This is a genomic window from Microseira wollei NIES-4236 (assembly GCF_020521235.1).
GTDB lineage: Bacteria > Cyanobacteriota > Cyanobacteriia > Cyanobacteriales > Aerosakkonemataceae > Microseira > Microseira wollei.
Genome location: NZ_BLAY01000330.1, coordinates 1 through 5,433 on the forward strand (window position 1 = coordinate 1; position 5,433 = coordinate 5,433).

The following is a 5,433-nucleotide window of genomic DNA, read 5'->3' on the forward strand; positions in this document are numbered from 1 at the left end:
CTTGCCCCTACAGGCGGGGGAAAATCTTTGAGCGATGCAGCTCGCTCTAGTTGCTGCCTTGCCCCTACAGGCGGGGGAAAATCTTTGAGCGATGCAGCTCGCTCTAGTTGCTGCCTTGCCCCTACAGAGCGATCGCTTGCTGTCGCACCAAGAAAGCAGCGCATTCAACGTGGGATGTTTGGGGGAAGAAATCAGCAGGTTGTACCCGCGTTAATCGATATTCCCCATCCTGAGATAATAATTTCAAATCGCGGGCGAGGGTAGCGGGTTTGCAACTGACATAGACAATGCGCTGGGGTTTAATCTGTAAAAGGGTATCCATGACATTGCGATCGCATCCCTTACGGGGCGGATCGAGCAATACAATATCCGGCATTACTTCTAAATCGGGCAGCAATTTCTCCACCGCCCCCACCTGGAATGTAATATTATTTATCCCGTTTAATTCTGCATTTGCCTTTGCTTGTTCAATAGCTTCCCCTTGCAATTCCAAACCCATTGCTTGACGCACTTGTTTTGCTAGCGGTAACGTCATCGTACCAATGCCACAATAAGCATCGACTAGCATTTCATCGCCTTGCAAATTTAACTCATCTATAATCGCCTGCACCAGCGCTTCGGCAACTTCTGTATTCACTTGGAAAAACGTATCCGGGCGAATGTGGAATTTCAAATTGGCAAATTCTTCTACCAGATCGGGTTTTCCCGCAATGCAGCGAGTTTCATTGCCAAAAATAGCATTCGTGCGTTGGGGATTGCGATTTAACGACACTCCCACCAAATTAGGATATCGCTGCAACCATTCCTGCGCCTGCGCTTCAATTCCCGGTAAATGCCAATCCTTTACTACCAGCGTTAGCAGCATTTCCCCAGTCCGCCGCCCAATTCGCAGACCCAAATGGCGCACCTGCCCTTTGTGGCGTTTTTCATCGTATACCTGCCAACCCCGGTTTTCGATATCTTTCTTTACATTTGCCAGCAAAGGATTTAACCGCGAATCTTGCACGGGGCATTGATTTAAATTAATGAGATGGTGGCTCGATTTTTGGTAATATCCCGCTTGCACAACACCAGTAGATGAGATTCCCAGGGGATAGGTAGCTTTGTTGCGGTAACCCAAAGGCGAATTCGCCGCTAACACCGCATCGACAGGCGGGTGAGAAATGCCGCCGATGCGTTCTAAAGCTTGAATAACTTGATTTCGCTTCGCTTCTAGCTGATATTCATAGTTAATGTGCTGCCACTGACAGCCGCCGCATTTATCCGCCACAATGCAACTAGGGCGGATGCGATCGCGCGAAGGTTCCAAAATTTGGTGTAATTTGCCAAAAGCGTATTCGGGTTTAACGCGGACTAGGCGGACGAGAATGCGATCGCCCACTACAGTATCCGGCACAAACACCACCCGCTCAAGGGTGCGCCCCACCCCATCCCCCTCATCAGTCAGATCGGTAATCCTCACCTCCACCAATTCCCCCTGCTGCCATTGAGATCCCCCCCTGGTCCCCCCCTTGTGAACGGGGTGCAGGGCGGGAGCGGAGCCCCCCCTGGTCCCCCCCTTGCCAACGGGCGGCTGGGGAGGCTCGGAGCCCCCCCTGGTCCCCCCCTTGCCAACGGGCGGCTGGGGAGGCTCGGAGTCCCCCCTGGTTCTCCCCTTCTTAAGGGGGGGCAGGGGGGGCTCCGATGGGCGATGGTGGCTCCCCCCCTTCTTAAGGGGGGGCAGGGGGGGATCGGATTGGCGATGGTGGCTCCCCCCCTTCTTAAGGGGGGGCAGGGGGGGATCGGATTGGCGATGGTGGCTCCCCCCCTTCTTAAGGGGGGGCAGGGGGGGCTCCGATGGGCGATGGTGGCTCCCCCCCTTGTGAAGGGGGGGCAGGGGGGGATCGGATTGGCGATTAAGTTTTCCCCCCTGGCGCCCTGCTCCTCTGCTCCTCTGCTCACCTGCTCGCTTGCTCACCTGCTCCCCTCCCTTTATTTGTGTCCCACTCAATCGTTAAACTACAAATTGATATTCACCCAACCTCTAATAATCATGAGTGTAGTTAGCCAAGTTATTCTCAAAGCCGACGACGAACTTCGATATCCCAGCAGCGGCGAACTCAAAGGTATCAAAGACTTTTTTCAAACCGGCGAACAGCGGGTGCGGATCGCCAACACATTAGCCGAAAACGAGAAAAAGATAGTAGAAGAAGCCAGCAAACAGCTTTGGCAGAAACGTCCCGATTTTATCGCACCGGGTGGAAACGCCTACGGGCAACGTCAGCGGGCGCTTTGTCTGAGAGACTACGGCTGGTATCTGCGTCTAATTACCTACGGAATTCTCTCCGGAGACAAAGAACCGATTGAGAAAATTGGGTTGATTGGCGTCAAGGAAATGTACAATTCCCTGGGCGTCCCCGTCCCCGGCATGGTTGAATCGATCCGCTGTCTGAAAAAAGCTTCTTTAGCACTCCTTTCCGAGGAAGACGCCACCGAAGCAGCTCCTTACTTTGACTACATCATTCAGTCAATGTCCTAAGTTCGCTTTGGCAGCAGCACCAAAAACCGGCGAGAAGCTGCTTTGACCGATACCTCTTGTTTGATCTTAGCTAAGTTCCCCACCCTTGGCGGTGCTTCCTGGCATAAGCTGTGTCAGAGTACCGCCAGGCGGTGGGGAAATTTTAATTGGGTCATTGGTAATTGGTAATTGGTAATGGGTCATCGTTCATGCTTGAGAAGGGCTTTGCAATAGAAATCTTCAGGACTTACGCTTGGGAGACCTATCACCTTTGTTTCCAGCTGGGATCTCTAGTTGCCAAACCGACGATTTTTCATAGAAACTTTGGTGTTTGCGTCAGTCCCGATCTGGAAAAGTCCCTTTGATCAAATTCTTGGGCAGGCGGGACGCCTACCCCACCAGAAACAATGACTCTTGTGGGATGGGCATCCTGCCCCTCCAGTGTTATTTTTGCCACATGTCTAATCACCCATACCCATGACCCATTACCCATGACCCATTACCTAATTCAAATAAAAAACCGACAGTCTGCTTGGAGAAACTGTCGGCGGCTCGTGTGTTCCCTGTCGATGACTCGGCTAGAGTTCAGTTGTCTATTAGTATTACCCGTTCCCATCAGGCAGATCGCGATCTAAATCATTCTTGTTTGTGATGTTCATCATCGTTCCAAATCCCATATTCAAATATACACATAGCATTTAATTTGATAGCCGTTGCCAACTTCGTAAACTATTGCAGGTCGTCAATCGCAATAAAATAATTGTGCTTCTGTAGGTGGGTGCCTTCCGCATAGCCTCCTTTAGGAAAGGATTTCTAGTGTATTCGCGCTTTTTGCTGCTTCAACTCTCGATCGGTGCTATTTGTCTGACTGGTGCGAAGGGCGTTGCCGTTGCGACGCCAATCGCCACAGCCAAATCCCTCCCTGCGGCTGAAATACCCCCGGCGACACAACCCATCGCCCAGACTGCACCGCCCATAGATAATCCTCAACCAAGAGAAAATCTGCCGATTCCACCATTTAATCCTCAACCCAACCCCAACGAAGATCGTTTCCTGCAACCCGCCCCAACCCCCCAACCGACAACCCCCGAACAAGAGGAACCCATATTACCGACTCCCACGCCTACACCCTCGCCAGAAACCCCTCCGGTGAGGATTTCTGTGCGGAAAATTCAAGTTAGCGGTAGTACTATTTTCTCTCAAGATGAGCTTAATCGCATCATCCAAAAGTATGAAGGACGGGAAGTGACTTTAGAAGAACTGAGGGGCGTTGCGGATGCGATTACTCAACTTTACATAGACCGGGGTTATATTACCTCCAGAGCGGTTTTGCCAGACCAAACCATCGCCGATGGGATAGTGCAAATTCGGGTTATTGAAGGCAGTGTAGAGCGGATTGAGATTGAAGGAACGCGCAGGTTGAATAGTGGATATGTGCGATCGCGCGTGCGCTTGGGAACGGGTACGCCCCTCAATACCACCGAATTAGAAGAGCAACTGCGACTGCTGCGAACGAATCCTCTATTTGAAAATATAGAAGCCAACCTGCGTTCTGGAAGCCGTCTGGGTCAAAGTATTCTGCGGGTTCGCGTTACAGAAGCTGACCAATTTAGAAGTAACTTTAGCGTTGACAATTACTCGCCGCCTAGCGTTGGTTCGGAACGATTGGGCGTTAATTTTATCTATCGCAATCTTACCGGATTGGGAGATGAAATTTCTGCTTCTTATTACCGTTCTACCACAGGAGGTTCAAATGCCCTTGACTTTACCTATCGCATTCCGTTGAATGCAAGAGAAGGCACTTTACAATTGCGAGTTGCACCGAATTGGTTTGAAGTAACCGCCCCAGACTTTGACGAATTAAATATTAACGGCGATTCTCAATTATACGAAATTAGTTTCCGACAGCCGTTGATTCGATCTGTGCGACAAGAATTTGCTTTATCCCTTGGCTTTACATTTCAAGACGGTCAAACATTTATCGGCGATCGCCCGTTTGGTTTTGGCATTGGACCAGATCAAGAAGAAGGTAGAAGCCGCACCAGCACCTTCAAATTTGGACAAGATTATATTCGCCGAGATGCAATGGGAGCAACAGCGGTGCGAAGTCAATTTAGTTTCGGCACCAGTTTATTCGACGCCACCACCAATCCCGACCCGATTCCAGATGCTCGCTTTTTCAGTTGGCTGGGTCAAGTCCAGCGCGTGCAAAGGCTTTCTGAATCTAATTTGCTAATTTTACAAGCCGACGTCCAACTAACACCAAACAGCTTATTACCATCCCAGCAATTTGTCATCGGCGGCGGTCAATCCTTGCGCGGCTATCGGCAAAACATTCGCTCTGGTGATAATGGTTTCAGATTCTCAATCGAAGACCGCATTACCTTACAACGGGATGCCGATGGTGCCGCCATCTTTCAGGTAGCACCATTTATCGATTTTGGTTCAGTTTGGAACGTATCAAATAATCCCAATTCCTCATCAGACCAAAGATTTTTAGCCGGAGTAGGTTTAGGGTTATTGTGGCAACCAATTCCTAAAGTAAACTTGCGCCTTGATTACGCTTATCCCTTAATTAACCTCAGCGACAGAGGTGAAAATGCTCAAGATTCCGGCTTTTATTTTCAGGTATTAATTAGTCCCTAGTCATATAGACCTGTCTTGAAAATAGCAGGTGAGCAGGTGGGCTTCTTCGGCAGGTGAGATGGATTTTATAGCGGATTGTGACTTAATAGAATACAATTGATTTTCCGTAAGTTAATAGCCCGTGTAGACGGGCTGAGTTTGTATAGCGGCACCCTTAAGGGTGCTAGTCATATAGACCTGTCTTGAAAATAGCAGGTGAGCAGGTGGGCTTCTTCGGCAGGTGAGATGGATTTTATAGCGGATTGTGACTTAATAGAATACAATTGATTTTCCGTAAGTTAATAGCCCGT

Annotated in this window: 4 protein-coding genes; 2 read left to right on the plus strand and 2 right to left on the minus strand. The window is 49.8% G+C overall.

From position 1 onward, the window contains the following. Window positions 1-121: 121 nt before the first annotated feature. Window positions 122-1,528, minus strand: coding sequence for a 23S rRNA (uracil(1939)-C(5))-methyltransferase RlmD (gene rlmD / locus MiSe_RS47430; protein ID WP_226594128.1), 1,407 nt, complete (start codon window positions 1,526-1,528; stop codon window positions 122-124). 504 nt (window positions 1,529-2,032) lie between these two features. Here rlmD and MiSe_RS47435 point away from each other — a divergent pair. Further along, a complete protein-coding gene (locus MiSe_RS47435; protein WP_226594120.1) occupies window positions 2,033-2,518 on the plus strand; it encodes an allophycocyanin subunit alpha-B in 486 nt (161 codons plus the stop codon). A 292-nt stretch (window positions 2,519-2,810) separates the two neighbouring features. Here MiSe_RS47435 and MiSe_RS47440 read toward each other — a convergent pair whose 3' ends face one another. Next, window positions 2,811-2,954, minus strand: coding sequence for a hypothetical protein (locus MiSe_RS47440; RefSeq protein ID WP_226594123.1), 144 nt, complete (start codon window positions 2,952-2,954; stop codon window positions 2,811-2,813). Window positions 2,955-3,313: 359 nt separating this feature from the next. Here MiSe_RS47440 and MiSe_RS47445 point away from each other — a divergent pair, with 359 nt between their 5' ends. Continuing rightward, complete coding sequence (locus MiSe_RS47445) at window positions 3,314-5,143, plus strand: ShlB/FhaC/HecB family hemolysin secretion/activation protein (protein ID WP_226594125.1); 1,830 nt, start codon at window positions 3,314-3,316, stop codon at window positions 5,141-5,143. Window positions 5,144-5,433: the final 290 nt, after the last annotated feature.

Excerpts from the sequence above, each read along its gene's own strand:
- MiSe_RS47435 (WP_226594120.1), top strand. The coding sequence starts at position 2,033 with ATGAGTGTAGTTAGCCAAGTTATTCTCAAAGCCGACGACGAACTTCGA.